Origin of the sequence: Thermocatellispora tengchongensis (assembly GCF_014202315.1) — a bacterium.
Lineage (GTDB): Bacteria > Actinomycetota > Actinomycetes > Streptosporangiales > Streptosporangiaceae > Thermocatellispora > Thermocatellispora tengchongensis.
In genome coordinates this window covers 632939-647351 of sequence record NZ_JACHGN010000001.1, presented here as the reverse complement: position 1 = coordinate 647351, position 14413 = coordinate 632939, and the positions used below count along the sequence as shown (strand labels likewise).

At 71.7% G+C, this 14413-nt stretch carries 10 protein-coding genes; 6 read left to right on the top strand and 4 right to left on the bottom strand.

The genetic code is table 11. The annotated features are described in order from the left end of the window. Positions 1 to 23: 23 nt before the first annotated feature. The gene (locus tag HNP84_RS03175; protein WP_185047760.1) at positions 24 to 866 is read right to left on the bottom strand and encodes an alpha/beta fold hydrolase; all 843 of its coding nucleotides are present in this window, start codon (positions 864 to 866) and stop codon (positions 24 to 26) included. 599 nt (positions 867 to 1465) lie between these two features. Further along, entirely contained in the window at positions 1466 to 1633 is a 168-nt protein-coding gene (locus HNP84_RS03170) for a hypothetical protein (protein WP_185047882.1), read from the bottom strand. 319 nt (positions 1634 to 1952) lie between these two features. On the opposite strand from HNP84_RS03170, the gene rho reads away from it, so the two are divergent. The 3 genes from rho (at position 1953) to HNP84_RS03155 (ending at position 5988) form a co-directional block, all read left to right on the top strand. After that, complete coding sequence (gene rho, locus HNP84_RS03165) at positions 1953 to 3140, top strand: transcription termination factor Rho (RefSeq protein WP_246517715.1); 1188 nt, start codon at positions 1953 to 1955, stop codon at positions 3138 to 3140. A 30-nt stretch (positions 3141 to 3170) separates the two neighbouring features. Continuing rightward, positions 3171 to 4007 (top strand): putative RNA methyltransferase, encoded by an 837-nt coding sequence (locus tag HNP84_RS03160; protein WP_185047758.1) that lies wholly within the window; start codon positions 3171 to 3173, stop codon positions 4005 to 4007. Between the two features lie 205 nt (positions 4008 to 4212). Continuing rightward, positions 4213 to 5988 (top strand): S9 family peptidase, encoded by a 1776-nt coding sequence (locus HNP84_RS03155; protein ID WP_185047757.1) that lies wholly within the window; start codon positions 4213 to 4215, stop codon positions 5986 to 5988. A gap of 46 nt (positions 5989 to 6034) precedes the next feature. On the opposite strand, the gene HNP84_RS55835 is transcribed toward HNP84_RS03155, so the two are convergent. After that, positions 6035 to 7579 carry a PP2C family protein-serine/threonine phosphatase gene (locus tag HNP84_RS55835; protein WP_312923516.1) on the bottom strand — a complete coding sequence of 515 codons (1545 nt, stop codon included), beginning with the start codon at positions 7577 to 7579 and terminating at the stop codon, positions 6035 to 6037. A gap of 120 nt (positions 7580 to 7699) precedes the next feature. On the opposite strand from HNP84_RS55835, the gene HNP84_RS03145 reads away from it, so the two are divergent. Then, the gene (locus HNP84_RS03145; protein ID WP_185047756.1) at positions 7700 to 11893 is read left to right on the top strand and encodes a HAMP domain-containing protein; all 4194 of its coding nucleotides are present in this window, start codon (positions 7700 to 7702) and stop codon (positions 11891 to 11893) included. Between the two features lie 3 nt (positions 11894 to 11896). Next, entirely contained in the window at positions 11897 to 12529 is a 633-nt protein-coding gene (locus HNP84_RS03140) for a response regulator (protein ID WP_185047755.1), read from the top strand. On the opposite strand, the gene HNP84_RS03135 is transcribed toward HNP84_RS03140, so the two are convergent. Then, positions 12522 to 13703, bottom strand: coding sequence for an MFS transporter (locus HNP84_RS03135; RefSeq protein ID WP_185047754.1), 1182 nt, complete (start codon positions 13701 to 13703; stop codon positions 12522 to 12524). The two genes, HNP84_RS03140 and HNP84_RS03135, sit on opposite strands and share 8 nt — an antisense overlap. An 80-nt stretch (positions 13704 to 13783) precedes the next feature. Here HNP84_RS03135 and HNP84_RS03130 point away from each other — a divergent pair, with 80 nt between their 5' ends. Further along, the gene (locus HNP84_RS03130; protein ID WP_185047753.1) at positions 13784 to 14224 is read left to right on the top strand and encodes a MarR family winged helix-turn-helix transcriptional regulator; all 441 of its coding nucleotides are present in this window, start codon (positions 13784 to 13786) and stop codon (positions 14222 to 14224) included. The last annotated feature ends 189 nt before the right edge of the window (positions 14225 to 14413 follow it).

Here is a 14413-nt window from a genome sequence, read left to right as displayed (position 1 = left end):
TTAGGCCGCCGTCGCCCGCCGGATCAGTCCTTCAGGAAGGCGAGCAGCGCCTCGTTGACCTCCGCCGCGTGGGTCCACAGCAGGCCGTGCGGGGCGCCCTCGATCTCGACGTACGTCGCGCCGGGCAGCAGGCGGTGGAAGGCCCGCGCCGTGGCGTCGATGGGCAGGATGCGGTCGGCCGTGCCGTGCAGGATCAGCGCCGGCAGCCCGGAGGCGGCCACGGCCGCGACGTCGCCGCGGAAGTCGGTCACCCAGGTCGGCACCGCAGCCGACGAGGCGTACGCCGAGGCGCCGGCCGCGACGTTCCAGCTCGCCCGCAGCGCCGCGTCGCTGATCCGGGTGCCCAGGTTCTCGTCGGTGTTGTAGAAGTCGGCGTAGAAGGCGTCGAAGTAGGCGTAGCGGTCGGCGGTGACCGCGGCCAGGATGCCGTCGAAGACCGACTTGTCCACGCCGCCCGGGTTGTCGTCGGTCTTGAGCAGGAACGGCGGCAGCCCGCCCAGGAAGGCGACCTTGGAGACGCGGGCGGCGCCGTAGGTGCCGATGTAGCGCGCGACCTCGCCGCTGCCCATGGAGAACCCGGCCAGCACCACGTCACGCAGGTCGAGCGTGCGCAGCAGGATGTCCAGGTCGGCGGCGAAGGTGTCGTAGTCGTAGCCGGTGGTCGGCTGGCTGGAGCGGCCGAACCCGCGCCGGTCGTAGGCGATGACCCGGTAGCCGGCCTCCAGCAGGGCGGCGGTCTGCTTCTCCCAGGAGTGGCCGTCGAGGGGGTAGCCGTGGATGAGCACGACCGGGCGGCCCGAGCCGTGGTCCTCGTAGTAGAGCCGGATCGGGGTGGTGTTCTCGGTGCCGACGGTGACGAAGGACATGGTGGTTCCTTCCGTAGGTGGCGGTTCGCGCTGACAAGAACAGCGTACACGCTTAACTCGCGCGCGATGTAATCGAGCCCGTTGTGATTTACCTCACTATCGTCGCATGTCAGGCCGTGGTGGTCACGCACCGAGGCCGGTACGCCCGGCGGGAACGGCATAGCCGCAGCTCAGCGCGGCAGGCGGGTATTTCCCGGATGAAAGGTGCCGAAACGCCATTGAGGCGGGGTGTCGCATGGCCCCCCACGAGCCGCGCGGCACCCCGCCTTCCCGACGCCCCCGGTTCCCCCGGTATCCCCCCCGGGTTCCCCCTTGTTCCCCCCGTTTCCCCTTGTTTCCCCCGTGTCCCCCCGGTCCCCGTGTCCCCCGGCAGCCGGCGCTCCCCCCGGAGCGCTCCCCCCGGCCGTACGAACGCTCCCCCCGGAGCGCTCCCCCCGATCTGGCCCCGGTGATCCCCCGATCCCCGGTGCCGAGCACCTTCCCCGCGTGCTCCCCCCGAACTACCCGGGACCCGCGTCCCCTACGGGCCCCGGAGCCGGTGGTACGGCTCCCGCCCCCTCAGCGGGAGCCGTACATCCTTCTCCCAGAGTCTGTGAGCGTCACACCGCGGCGAGCGCGCGGGTGCGCGCGGCGTGCGCCGGCACGTAGTCGCGGTCCAGGTCGGCGGCGTACACCGCGCGCCGGCAGGTGGCGCAGCGGTAGACGACCGGTCCCTCGTCGAGCGCGGTACGGCAGCGCGGGCAGCAGGTGGTCTTCATCTTCGTCATCCCCTTGGTTCCTCTCGGGATCCATGAGACCGCACCCGGCTTGATCGCCGACTGCAGACGACTTGCAGCCGTGCGACGCGGATTGCAAGCCCTCGTCAAGCGACGCCCCGCGATGTACGCTGAAGGCGGCCGTTGACGCCGTGCCCACCCGATGGTCCGATCGGGGGCGGGCTGGTCCGGCCGGTTTCCTCATCGCCGCCCCGTTCCGCGGGCGGCCGTTCACCCCGCCCCGCTGGGGCGTTTCCAGGTCCGGTCCGCCGCGCGCGGCGGACCCCTCCGCACACCCCGGCGCGGCCCTCATCCCCTCGTTAGGAGGGCCATGACCAGCATCATCTTCTCCGACGGCGACTTCTCCGACGACGACGATCCGGCCGCGTCCGCGCGCACGGCCGCGCAGGGCGAGCCCATCGCCGGGCAGGGCGAGCCCGTGGCCGGGTTGCTCGACCTACGTGGCGACAAAGCCGGATATATCCGGCGCAATGGCTTCCTGCCCGGCCGCGACGACGTACGCGTGCCCCTCACCCAGGTCAAACGCTTCGGCCTGCGCCACGGCGACCTGGTCGAGGCGACCGCGCGCAAGCCGTACACCCAGCTCGCCACGGTCGAGTCCGTCAACGGCTCGGCCCGCCGGCGCGACCGGCCCGTCTTCGCCGAGATGACCCCGATCCACCCGCGCGAGCCGCTGCGCCTCGAAGGCGGCGGCGACGCCGTCACCACCCGGGTGATCGACCTGTTCGCCCCGATCGGCAAGGGGCAGCGCGGCCTGATCGTGGCGCCGCCGAAAGCGGGCAAGACCATGGTCTTGCAGGCCGTGGCCGCCGCGATCGGCCGTAATCACCCCGAGTGCCACCTGATGGTGGTGCTCGTCGGCGAGCGTCCCGAGGAGGTCACCGAGATCCGCGAGACCGTCCGCGGCGAGGTCGCCGCCTCCACCTTCGACCGTCCCGACCGCGACCACACCGCCGTCGCCGAGCTGGCCATCGAGCGCGCCAAGCGCCTGGTCGAGCGAGGACGCGACGTCGTGGTGCTGCTCGACTCGCTGACCCGGCTCGGCCGGGCGTACAACAACCTGGCCCCCGGCGGGGGCCGCATCCTCGCCGGGGGCATCGACGCGCAGGCGCTGCTCCCGCCCCGGCGCTTCTTCGGCGCGGCCCGCAACGTACGCGAGGGCGGCTCGCTGACCGTCATCGCCACCGCCCTCGTTGAGACCGGCTCCCGGATGGACGACAACCTCTTCGAGGAGTTCAAGGGCACCGGCAACATGGAGCTGCGGCTCAGCCGCGCCCTGGCCGAGCGGGGGCTGTACCCGGCCGTGGACCTCGACGCCTCCGGCACCCGGCGTGAGGAGATCCTGATCCCCGCCGCCGAGCTGGACCTGCGCCGGCGGCTGCGCCGCACCCTCGGCGCGCTGGACAAGACGCAGGCCCTGGAGCTCCTCCTGGACCGGCTGCGCGAGACCCGCAGCAACGCGGCGTTCCTGAACGAGGTCGTCCGCCAGGCCGCGTGACCTCCCCCGCCTGGCTCTAGCCTGGTGCCCGTGCTGGACGATGTCGTGGACCTGCTGGCCTGCCCGGTGTGCGGCGGGGCGCTGACGCCGGGCGCGGGTGCGCTGCGCTGCGGCGCGGGCCACGCCTTCGACGTGGCGCGGCAGGGGTACGTCAGCCTGCTGGCGGGCGCGGGCTCGCCGGGCACGGCCGACAGCCCGGCCATGGTCGCCGCCCGCGACGCGTTCCTGCGGGCCGGACACTACGCGCCGCTCGCGGACACGCTGGCCCGGACCGTACGCGCCGCGCTGCCCCCGGGCGGGGCCGTGCTGGACGCCGGCGCCGGCACCGGCTACTACCTGGCCCGCGCCCTGCCCGCCGAGGCCCGCGGGATCGCGCTCGACGTGTCCAAGCACGCCGTCAAACGCGCGGCACGCGCCCATCCGCGCGTGGGCGCGGTCGTGGCCGACATCTGGCGGCCCCTGCCGGTCGCCGACGCCGCCGTGGACGTCGTGCTGAACGTGTTCGCGCCGCGCAACGGCCCGGAGTTCGCCCGGGTGCTGCGGCCGGGCGGCGTGCTCGTCGTGGTCACGCCGGAGCCGGACCACCTGCGTCCGCTCGTCGGGATGCTCGGCCTGCTGTCGGTGGACGAGGACAAGGAGCGGCGGGTGGAGCGCAGCCTGAGCGGGGGCGGGTTCGCCGAGACGGATCGGCGGGTGGTACGGTTCGGGCTCGACCTCGGCCCCGAGGCGATCGAGGCCGTCGTGGCGATGGGACCGAGCGCGTGGCACGCCGACCCGGCGGCGCTGCGGGAGCGGATCGGGGCCCTCGCGACCCCCCTCGCGGTGACGGCGGCGTTCCGCATGTCTACCTTCGAACCGGCGCGTTGATCAAGCGGATTCCTTGACTGGCCTGCGGGACAGGTGTTACTGAAGTGGCCATTAGTCCCAAAATCCGACACATTCCTTGAACATTTCCCGCCCCAACGCGAGATACTGGACGGCAACCCGCCGAACCCGTAGCCGGGCGAGCGTTGGGTCCTCTCGCGCGCAGTCGCACGTGCGCGATGCGGACCCGAGGGAGGGGACGCGCCATATGAAGGCGGAGGAACGCTGGCAAGCCAGGTTCCGGGCGCCACGGATGACGCTGCCCGTGTGGGCGAGGCAGGCCCCGAGCCAGGCCGTCTACCGGTGCAACGCTTCCGGAACCTGGGAAATCTACGCTTGGGACCGCACTTCCGGAACCTCCCGGCAGGTCACCGACCGCCGGAACGGCACGGCGTACGGCGCGATCGATCCCACCGGACGCTGGATCTGGTGGTTCGCCGACACCGACGGCGACGAGCGCGGCCAGTGGATGCGCCAGCCGTTCGCGGGCGGCCCGGACGAGCCCGTCGGGCCCGGCCCCGGCCACCCCGCCGGGATCGCCCTGTCCGCCGCGGGCACGGCGGCCATCGGCATGGCCACGCCCGGCGAGGGCTTCCGCGTCCACCTCGTGCGCCCCGGCGAGTCCACCAAGGTGATCTACGAGCACGCCGAGTCCGCGCACGTCGCCGCGATCTCCCTGGACGGCTCGCTGATCGCGATCGGGCACAGCGAGCACGGCGACCACCAGCACCCGGCGCTGCGCGTGCTGCGTCCCGACGGCTCCACGGTCGGCGACCTGCACGACGGGCCCGGCAAGGGCGTCGTCGGCCTGCGCTTCGCCCCGGTGCCCGGCGACCGCCGCCTGCTCGTGCTGCACGAGCGGCGCGGCCGGCGCGAGCCGCTGATCTGGGACCCGGTGACCGGCGACCAGCGCGAGGTCTGGCTGCGCGACCAGGGCGAGATCACCGCCGACTGGTACGAGGACGGCCGCGCCCTGCTCATCGTGCGCAACTCCCGGGGCCGCACCCGCCTGCACCGCTACGACCTCGGCGCCGGCGACATGATCCCGATCGAGACCCCACACGGCGTCATCGAGGCGGCCGGCGCGCGTCCCGACGGCACCGTCGAATACGTCTGGTCCAGCGCCGCCCACCCGCCCGTGGTCCGCTCCAGCACCGGCGGCATCGTGCTCAACCCGCCCGGCCCGTCCTCCCCGCCCTCGGTCCCGGTCGAGGACCTGGACGTCGAGGGCCCCGGCGGCCGGGTGCACGCGCTGGTCTCGCGGCCCGAGCGCGGCGGCCCGCCGTACCCGGCCGTCTTCCTGCTGCACGGCGGGCCGGGCACGCAGGACGTGGACTCCTTCTCCCCGCCGGTCGCGGCCTGGGTGGACCACGGCTTCGCGGTCGTGCGGGTCAACTACCGCGGCTCCACCGGGTACGGCTCGGCCTGGCGCGACGCGCTGCACGGCGAGGTCGGCCACATCGAGCTGGCCGACGTCTCGGCGGTGCGCGAGCACGTCGTCGCCCAGGGCATCGCCGACCCCGACCGGCTCGTGGTCGCGGGCGGTTCCTGGGGCGGCTTCCTCACCCTGCTCGCCCTGGGCACCCAGCCCAAGATCTGGGCCGCCGGCATCGCGGCCGTGCCGATCGCCGACCACGCGGCGACGTACGAGGAGGAGACCGAGGGCCTGCGCGCCTACCACCGCAGCCTGCTCGGCGGCTCTCCCGCCGAGGTGCCCGACGTGTACGCCGCGTCCTCGCCGATCACGTACGTGGACCAGGTCGAGGCCCCGGTGCTGATCCTGGCCGGCGAGAACGACCCGCGCTGCCCGATCCGGCAGGTCGAGGCGTACGTCGCCCGGCTGGCCGCGCGCGGCCACGACCACGAGGTCTACCGGTTCGACGCCGGGCACGGCTCGCTGGTCACCGCCGAGCGCATCGCCCAGATGGCCGCCCAGCTCGACTTCGCCCGCTCCCGGCTGAACACGCCCAAGCCGATGGCGTGACCGGCCCGAGGCCGGCCCCCGGCGGCTCCGGCCGGCCCGGCACCGCCTAGCCGGCCCGCAGGACCAGGATCGCCAGGTCGTCGGCGCTGGGCTCGGGGGCGAAGTCCTGCACCCGGCGCCGGATGCGCTCGGCCACGGCCTGGGCCGACAGGCCCACGCACTCGGCCAGGATCTTGGCCAGCCCGCCGTCGTCGTCGAGCAGCCGGGAGCCCGAGCGGCGCTCGGTCACGCCGTCGGTGACCGCGAGCAGCACGTCGTCGTGGTCGAGCCGGACCAGATCCTCCTCGAAGGAGACCTCGGGGAACACCCCCAGCAGCGACTGCGGCGTGGCCACCACCTCGACCACGCCGCTGGGCCGCAGCCGCAGCGCCTCGGGGTGGCCGGCCGACACCAGCTTCACATCCAGGCCGTGGGCGGTCTGGGTGATCTCGCCGTGCAGCAGGGTCAGGAACCGGGCCCGCTCGCCCTCCTCCAGGATCGCCTCGTTCAGCCGGCCGAGCACCGCGGCGACGCCGTGGCCCTCGCGGGCCAGCAGCCGCAGGGTGTGCCGGGCCAGGCCGGTCACCGCGGCGGCCTCGGGGCCGGTGCCGCACACGTCGCCGATCGCGAACCGCCAGGCGCCGTCGGCGCAGGCGAACAGGTCGTAGAAGTCGCCGCCGACCTCGTTGGTCTCGCCGGCGGGCTCGTAGACCACGCCGTAGTCCAGGCCGGGCACGTCGGGATCGCCGGGCGGGAGCAGGCTGCGCTGGAGCGCCCGGTTGGCCGCGGCCTGCTGGGCGTACAGGCGGGCGTTGTCCATCGCCAGCGCGGCGCGGCGGCCGATGTCCTCGGCGAACTGGATGATGTCGTCGGGGAACCGGTCGGTGCGGCCCAGGCACATCACGCCCAGCCCGCGCCCCCTGGCCAGCAGCGGCACCGCCAGCACCTGCGAGTCGGCCACGCTGAGCACGACCGTGCCGGGCCCCTGCGCGGGCGGGATCTGGATCGTGGCGAGCTGCTCGCGCAGCGAGTCGATGCGCGCCTCGTCGGCGTGCCACAGGTACGCCGGGCGCAGCGGCCCCAGCCCCTCGTCGGAGGTGTAGACCGCGCACCAGGTGGCCAGGCGGGGCACCACGATCTGGGCGATGATCGCGGGCACCAGGTCGGGGTCGAGCGCGCTCGCCAGCAGGTCGCTGGCGTCGGCCAGGAACCCCAGCCAGTACGGCCCGCGCTTGGTCTCCTCGCTCCACTCGGCCGCCACCTGCTCGGCCGAGCCCGGCAGGGCCAGGCGCACCCAGTGGGTGCGCATGTCGCCGGAGAAGGTGAGACCCCACTCCTCCACGGGCACGCTTGGCGCTTTTACGTGCTCTCGGGTAACGTCCTTTTGCCGGATCTCAAGTTGGACCGCATGCCCGCGGTGCCCCCACACCACTTCGAACGGAGCCCCGTCGATCTGGGCGACCATCTCGCCGGTGACCTGCTCGGCCGCGGGCAGCACTGCAGAAGCGGCCCACGCGGTCATCACCTCGCGGGTGAACCGCCTCGCGGCTGGCACGGCCGCCTCGCCGGGAGCGAACGTCGCGGCGAGCACGGCGCGGTGAGATTCGGTCACTGTTCAGTGCCTACCACACTTCGCACTGACATGGGGTAAATCGAGGACAGGACTACAGGCTACCCATCGTGACAGACTGGCATCACTCACGGCTGCACACCCGCGGGTGAAGGAGGTCGCATGAACACCGCCGGCACCACGTCGGACCCCTCGGAGCGGTGTTATACCGAGTCCGAGCTCAAGCCACTGCTCGAAGTGCTGGAGCAGTGGCGCGACGGCGACTTCCGCCGCCGCGTCCCCGCCACGCGCGACGGCGTGCTCAGCGAGGTGCAGACCGTGCTGAACCAGATCGTCGATCGGCAGGAGCACCTGTCGAACGAGTTGCAGCGCGTCCGGCGCGAGGTGGTCCGCGAGGGCAGGTTCGGCGAACGGCTGACCCCCGGCCTCGGCGCCGGGGCCTGGGCCGAGAACGTCGATTCGGTCAACGCGCTGATCGAGGCCCTGGTGAGCCCGGTCAGCGGCGCCGCCGACGTGATCGACGCCGTCGCCAAGGGCGACCTGTCGCGCCGGATCGACCTCGACCGCACCGCGCGGGGCGAGGTGCGCCGGCTGGGCAAGGCGATCAACGGCATGGTGGACCAGCTCTCCCTGTTCACCTCCGAGGTGACCAGGGTGGCCCGCGAGGCCGGCACCGAGGGGCGCCTGGGCGGGCGGGCCAACCTGCGCGGCATGTCGGGGAGCTGGCGCGACCTCACCGAGGCCGTCAACACCATGTCCAGCCGCGTCTCGGCCCAGGTGCGCGACATCGCGCTGGTCACCACGGCGGTGGCGCGCGGCGACCTGAGCCGCAAGGTCACCGTGGACGCGGTGGGCGAGCTGTTCGAGCTGAAGACCACCATGAACACCATGGTCGACCAGCTCTCCGCCTTCGCCGAGGAGGTCACCCGAGTGGCCCGCGAGGTCGGCACCGAGGGCCAGCTCGGCGGCCAGGCCCAGGTGCAGGGCATCTCCGGCGTCTGGAAGGACCTCACCGACAACGTGAACTTCATGGCGGGCAACCTGACCACACAGGTGCGCGCCATCGCCACCGTCGCCACCGCGGTGGCCCAGGGCGACCTCTCGCAGAAGATCACCGCCGACGCGCAGGGCGAGATCCTGCAGCTCAAGGACACCATGAACACGATGGTGGACCAGCTCAGCTCCTTCGCCGACGAGGTCACCCGCGTCGCCCGCGAAGTGGGCACCGAGGGCCAGCTCGGCGGCCAGGCCCGCGTCCGCGGCGTCTCGGGCGTCTGGAAGGACCTCACCGACAACGTCAACAGCATGGCGAACAACCTGACCTCGCAGGTCCGCAACATCGCCGAGGTCACCACCGCGGTCGCCAACGGCGACCTCACCCGCAAGATCGACGTTGACGCGCAGGGCGAGATCCTGGCCCTGAAGACGACCATGAACACGATGGTCGATCAGCTCAGCTCCTTCGCCTCGGAGGTGAGCCGGGTGGCCCGCGAGGTGGGCACCGAGGGCCAGCTCGGCGGCCAGGCCCAGGTGCGCGGCGTGTCGGGCGTCTGGAAGGACCTCACCGACAACGTCAACGTGATGGCCAACAACCTGACCACCCAGGTCCGCGCCATCGCCACCGTGGCCACGGCGGTGGCCCAGGGCAACCTGTCCAAGAAGATCACCGCCGACGCCCAGGGCGAGATCCTGCAGCTCAAGGACACCATGAACACGATGGTGGACCAGCTCAGCTCCTTCGCCGACGAGGTCACCCGCGTCGCCCGCGAGGTCGGCACCGAGGGCCAGCTCGGCGGCCAGGCCCGCGTCCGCGGCGTCTCGGGGGTCTGGAAGGACCTCACCGACAACGTCAACAGCATGGCCAGCAACCTGACCTCGCAGGTCCGCAACATCGCCGAGGTCACCACCGCCGTCGCCAACGGCGACCTCACCCGCAAGATCGACGTCAACGCCCAGGGCGAGATCCTGGCCCTGAAGACGACCATGAACACCATGGTCGAGCAGCTCAGCTCCTTCGCCGACGAGGTCACCCGAGTGGCCCGCGAGGTCGGCACCGAGGGCCGGCTCGGCGGCCAGGCGCGGGTCGAGGGCGTCGAGGGCACCTGGAAGCGGCTCACCGAGAGCGTGAACGAGCTGGCGGGCAACCTGACCACCCAGGTGCGCGCCATCGCCGAGGTCACCGGCGCGGTGGCGCAGGGCGACCTCACCCGTACGATCACCGTCAGCGCCCAGGGTGAGCTGGCCGACCTGAAGGACAACATCAACCGGATGGTGTCCAACCTGCGCGACACCACCAAGGCCAACGAGGAACAGGACTGGCTGAAGTCCAACCTGGCCCGCATCAGCCGGCTCATGCAGGGCCACCGCGACCTGATCGAGGTCGCCAAGCTGATCATGAGCGAGCTGACCCCGCTGGTCTCGGCGCGCTACGGCGCCTTCTACGGCGTGGACACCGCCTCGCACCACGACCTGATCCTGATCGCGGGCTACGGCATCCGCGCCGGCACCGGCCCGCGCACCCACTTCGGCATGGGCGAGGGCATCGTCGGCCAGGCCGCCCTGGAGGGCAAGCACATCATCCTGGACGAGGTGCCGGCCGAGTACATCACCATCGACACCGGCCTGAGCAGGTCCCGGCCGGCCCAGATCGTGGTGCTGCCGATCCTGTTCGAGAGCAAGGTGCTCGGCGTGCTGGAGCTGGCCTCGTTCACCGAGTTCAGCCAGATCCACCTCGACTTCCTGACCCAGCTCGTCGAGACCATCGGCGTCTCGATGAACACCATCATCGCCAACTCCCGCACCGAGGACCTGCTCACCGAGTCGCAGCGGCTCACCCGCGAGCTCCAGGAGCGCTCCGACGAGTTGCAGCGCCAGCAGGAGGAGCTGCGCCGCTCCAACGCCGAGCTGGAGGACAAGGCGGCGCTGCTGGCCAAGCAGAACCGCGCGATCGAGATCCAGAACTTCCAGATCGAGCAGGCCCGGCGCACCCTGGAGGAGCGGGCCGAACAGCTCGCCGTCTCCTCCCGGTACAAGTCGGAGTTCCTGGCCAACATGTCCCACGAGCTGCGCACCCCGCTGAACAGCCTGCTCGTGCTGGCCAAGCTGCTCACCGAGAACTCCGAGGGCAACCTGACCCCGCAGCAGGTGGAGTTCGCCCGTACGATCCACGGCGCGGGCTCGGCGCTGCTCCAGCTCATCAACGACATCCTCGACCTGTCCAAGGTCGAGGCGGGCCGGATGGACATCCACCCGCAGCAGATCTCGCTGCCCAAGCTGGTCGACTACGTCGAGGCCACCTTCTCCCCGCTCGCGCAGGACAAGGGCCTGGCGTTCGCGGTCGAGGTCGATCCGGCGGTGCCGCAGGAGCTGCGCACCGACGAGCAGCGGCTCCAGCAGGTGCTGCGCAACCTGCTGTCCAACGCGGTCAAGTTCACCCCCAAGGGCGAGGTGCGCATGCGCGTCGTGCCCGCGCCGCCCGACGTCGTCTTCGACGACGAGACCCTGCGCGGCGCCGAGGGCATCCTCGCCTTCCAGGTCGAGGACACCGGCATCGGCATCGCACCGGACAAGCTGGAGGTCATCTTCGAGGCGTTCCGCCAGGCCGACGGCACCACCAGCCGCAAGTACGGCGGCACCGGCCTCGGCCTGTCGATCTGCCGCGAGATCGCCCGGCTGCTCGGCGGCGAGATCCACGTGGACAGCGAGCCGGGCAAGGGCAGCATCTTCACCCTGTTCCTGCCCCCGTCGTACACCGGCCCGCTCGCCGCCCGCGACGGCGGCGCCGCGGCCCGGCAGGGCCAGCAGCGGGTGACGAGCACCGACACGGTCACGACGTACACGCCGAGCGGCGACGACGTCCTGCCCGACATCGAGCTGCCGGAGAACCTGCCGGTGCCGCAGCTCGCCCCCATGGCCGACATCCAGTCCTGGCACGGCGAAGATCCCCTGGTCGGCGCCAAGATCCTGATCGTGGACGACGACATCCGCAACGTCTTCGCGCTGACCAGCGTGCTGGAGCGGCACGGCTCGACCGTCGTCTACGCCGAGAACGGCCGCGAGGGCATCGAGCAGCTCGAACGCAACGAGGACGTCGCGCTGGTGCTGATGGACATCATGATGCCGGAGATGGACGGCTGGGCGACCACCTCCGCGATCCGGCGGATGCCACAGTTCGCGGATCTACCAATTATCGCGCTGACGGCTAAGGTCATGAGAGGGGACCGCGAGAAGAGCATCGCCTCCGGCGCCTCCGACTACGTGCCGAAGCCGGTTGACGTGGACCGTCTGCTCGAACGCCTGCGTGGCTGGCTCACGCGGGGCCGGGTGTCGTCCGCCGAGACACAGGAAGGGTCGTGATCCATGCCGGACCGAGCCAAGATCCTCCTCGTAGACGACCGTGAGGAGAACCTGATCGCCCTTGAGGCGATCCTGAGCTCGCTCGACCTGTCCCCGGTGCGCGCCCGCTCCGGAGAGGAGGCCCTGAAGGCGCTGCTCAGCACGGAGTTCGCGCTCATCCTCCTCGACGTGCGCATGCCCGGCATGGACGGCTTCGAGACCGCGGCCCACATCAAGCGGCGCGAGCGTACCCGCAACATCCCGATCATCTTCCTGACCGTGGTCGACAGCGCCCCCGACTACGCCTTCCGCGGCTACGCCGCCGGCGCCGTGGACTACCTGACCAAGCCCTTCGACCCCTGGGTCCTGCGCGCCAAGGTCTCGGTCTTCGTCGAGCTCTACAACATGAACCGCCGCCTCGCCGAACAGGCCGCCCTCCTCCGCGAACGCCTCGCCTCCGAACTCCCCGAAGGCACCCCCTCCACCCCCGCCGCCGTCCTCCCCGAACTCTCCCGCCGCCTCACCGCGGTAGAGGACGAACTCGCCCGGGTCCGCGAACTCGCCCGCAAGTCCAACGACCCCGCCCTCACCGGCCCCCTCTCCGACCTCACCGACCGAGTCCTCCACCTGAGAGCCGGCTTCGACGCCCTCAGCTGACCGTACGGCCCGCCCCGACCCCCGGGCGGGCGGAACGGAGGCGGTCGCGCCGCAACGAGTAGAGCGCGATGAGCAGGCCCGCGACGGTGAGGACGGCGGCGACCAGGTAGATCGAACGCGGTCCCGGGCCGTCGATGAGCCGTCCGCCGAGCCATCCGGCGAACGCGGCGGCGAGTTGGAAGCCGGAGGCGTTGACGGCGACGGCCAGGGTGGGTGCGGCCTGGGCGGTGGTCAGCACGCGGGTCTGCATGCCCGGAATGATGGCGAACGCCAGGACACCGAGCACGAACCACAGCACGGCGGCGGACACCTGGTGACCGCCGACCGCCCAGCCCACCGCGAGCACCCCCGCCAGCACGGCCAGCAGGCCGGCCAGCGAGGGCATGAGCGCCTTGTCGGCCAGCCGGCCGCCCAGGAAGTTGCCGGCGACCGCGCCGGTTCCGTACACCAGCAGCAGTACCGGCAACGTCCCGTCGGAGAACCCGCTGACGTCGATGGCCAACGGCGCCAGGAAGCTGAAGACGGTGACGACCCCCAGGTTCCCCACCGCGGTCAGGGCGATGGCGAGCGCGACGTCCCGGCGCGTGAACACGCGCAGCTCGCCCAGCAACGAGCCGATCTCAGGCGCGGGCTCACCGGGGACGGATCGCAGCACCAGCACCAGTGCGGCGGCGCTGAACACGGCGATCGCGGCGAAGGTCGCCCGCCAGCCGAGGTTGTGACCGATGAAGGTTCCCAGCGGAGTGCCGGCGATGATGCCCAGGTTCATGCCGAGCGTCAGCCGCGCCACCGTGGAGCCCTGCTTACCGGGAAGGGCGGTGGAGACGGCGGTGGCGATCGCGACGGCGAAGAAGGTGGCCACCACCAGCCCGGCGACGAAGCGCGCGGCCAGCAGGATCGGGTAGGTGGGGGCGAGGGCCGACGCGGCGTTCCCGGCGATCGAGGTGACGATGAGCCCGGCGATGAGCGGGCGGCGGGGCAGCCGCGCGGTCAGTGTCGTGATCACCGGCCCGCCGACGATCATGCCGGCGGCGTACGCGCTGACCAGCAGTCCGGCCGCCGGAATCGACACCGACAGATCGCGCGCCACGTCCGGCAAGATCCCCGCGATAACGAACTCGCCAGTGGTCAGGCCGAAGACCATGATCATGAGCGAGAAGACCAGAAGCAGCATGCAGCCCTCCACATACTTCGAGTTCGAATCATGCGAGTCATAACTATCATGACTCGAAGTAGTTCCGCTACACTCAGGGCATGGCTGAACAGTCCGATGCGGTGGCGGACGTGGCGACGAAGCAGCAGATCGACCGGGAGGTGTGCAAGCTGGCCCACCGGTTCATCCAGAAGCTGGACGCCCATGTGCGCCGCGTCTCCGAGGAACTCGGGCTGACCCCCACCCAGGTGGTGGCGCTGCGCGAGCTTTCGGACCCGATCACCGCACGGGAACTGGCCAACCGGATGTCCTGCGAGGCCTCCAACGCCACGTTCGTCCTCGACCGGCTGGAACAGCAGGGCCTGATCGAGCGGCGACCTCACCCGACCGACCGGCGCGCCAAGCAGATCGTGCTCACGCCCGCAGGCGAACGCCGAAGGGGCGACGTCCTGGAACGCCTGAACGCCTACTCCCCGCTGACCGCCCTCAGCCAGACGCAACAGGCATCCCTGCGCGACTTGCTCCAAGCCCTCGTCACCTGAACCCGGCGGCTCGCCCGATGCTCACCACCACCCCCTCGCCGAGGAGGGTCGAATGTATGGGGAGCTCCGTAGTTCGGCGACGGTCCCCGCATGGGCGCCGATTCGCGCCGTACCCCGTCTCACTGTCGCGACGCCCCGGAAAAGGCCAAGGCCAGAACATGTGGGCCGCACACGGCCTGGGAGCGGAGC